This is a genomic window from Rhodovibrio sodomensis, from assembly GCF_016583645.1.
Lineage (GTDB): Bacteria > Pseudomonadota > Alphaproteobacteria > Kiloniellales > Rhodovibrionaceae > Rhodovibrio > Rhodovibrio sodomensis.
Genome location: NZ_NRRL01000247.1, coordinates 1 through 1,670, shown reverse-complemented (window position 1 = coordinate 1,670; position 1,670 = coordinate 1). Strand labels below are relative to the sequence as shown.

Annotated in this window: 1 protein-coding gene and 1 riboswitch; the gene reads left to right on the top strand. The window is 60.2% G+C overall.

Annotation, left to right across the window (positions count from 1 at the left end; genetic code table 11):
• The first annotated feature begins 540 nt into the window (after positions 1–540).
• Positions 541–720, top strand: a riboswitch (cobalamin riboswitch).
• A gap of 40 nt (positions 721–760) precedes the next feature.
• Positions 761–1,348, top strand: a complete 588-nt coding sequence (locus CKO28_RS27485) for a HupE/UreJ family protein (protein ID WP_200344693.1) — start codon at positions 761–763, stop codon at positions 1,346–1,348.
• Positions 1,349–1,670: the final 322 nt, after the last annotated feature.

Genomic DNA, 1,670 nt, shown 5'->3' with positions numbered 1-1,670 from the left:
TCAAAGTTCGTAATAAATAGAGGCTTTATTGATCTTGATCGGCTGTCGGCACACACTACTCGATCCACACGATGTTTTCGGTCTGGGCGCTGTCACAGGAACTGGTGTCCCTGCTCTACACTGTCATAGCGCTGACCGATGCAATCAGTTGTTGGCCGGAGCTTCCATCTGGCCCACTTTCTGGCGTTGTACCACTGCGGTTCGCTACATGCACTACTGAGACATCACACCGATCGCAGCTTGGGACGGTGTCGGCCGGTTTTCAGGGTGCTGCGGTCAGCAACGGATACGTTCTGTCGGGCCCGGACCGCTACCTCGCAGAATAACCCTATTCTGTTAAGCTAGAGGATCTCGCTATTCACGTTTATTTCGTAAGAAATTCGCTTCTATTGCTGTCATCTCATTTTGCCCTATGCGCTTGTTTACAATCAAGGCGCGCAGAATCTCGCTATGTTCATATTTTTTTTGCTTTTTCCTCCAGCGCTGGCCTGCGCAGGGTAAATAGATCTCCGCCAAGGTTGCCCGACATCGCCGGGCGACTGTAGCGTGTCAAGCGCGGTGTTCGCAGTTCGACTGCGAGCGGGAAACCGGTGCGAGCCCGGTGCGGCCCCCGCCACTGTGTTGGACGATGCTGCGCTTATCACGCCACTGGCGTCGAGCTGGGAAGGCGAGCGTAGAAGCGTCCTAAGCCAGGAGACCGACCGCGAAACGACCGACATACCCCAGACCAACGGCGCGGTGGGCGCCGGAAGGAGATTGCATGAGATTCCTGATCGCTTTACTGGCCACGGCGCTGGCTGCCAGCAGCGCGTCCGCGCACACAGGCGCGATGACCGCAGGCGGCTTCCCGACCGGCTTCCTGCATCCGATCGGCGGGCTCGACCATGTGCTGGCGATGGTTACGGTCGGCCTGCTGGCGTTTCACATCGGCGGGCGTGCAACCTGGCTCGTCCCGGCCAGCTTCGTCGGTATGATGGTTGTCGGTGGCGCACTCGGCGCCGCGGCGATCTCGCTGCCGCTGGTCGAATTCGGGATCGTCCTGTCCGTCGTCGTTCTGGGTGCTATGGTCGCGAGCGGCCGGGCGATGCCCGCCGTGTTGGCAGTCGCGATCGTGAGCGTGTTCGCTGTATTTCACGGACACGCACATGGAGCGGAGATGCCAGCGGCTGCCTCGGGTGCCGCTTACGGGCTCGGCTTCGTCATGGCGACAGCTCTTCTGCACGGCACCGGTATCACGGCCGGATACGGCCTTGCCCGGCTCGGCTCAACCAGCAGCAACCGTCTTATGCGGATGACGGGAGCCGCGGCATCCTGCGCCGGCCTTCTGATATTCGCTGGCGTTTTCTAGGGCAAAACGACCGATCGAGGCCCGCGCCGGCCTCCTCTCGGCCGGCGCGGGCGCTTCCTTCTTATATCTCTTCAAGAATTGCGCATGCGATCTGTCCGGGGCTCGTCATAACCAGTAGCCTTTGTTTGGGTGATAAGTCCGAATTGCTTTGGACCATTGGTCCGCTCTGAGTCCTGACCAGCTATGGGGCTGACTCAATACATCGGCTGCTGTCAGATGTCGTCCGGTCGAAAAAAGGGATCGAAGAAAGCGTGGCGGCCCCGCTTGAGGGGAGGAAAGCGAGGCCGCCGGACGGGGACACAAACTCGGCGGGAGACCGAGC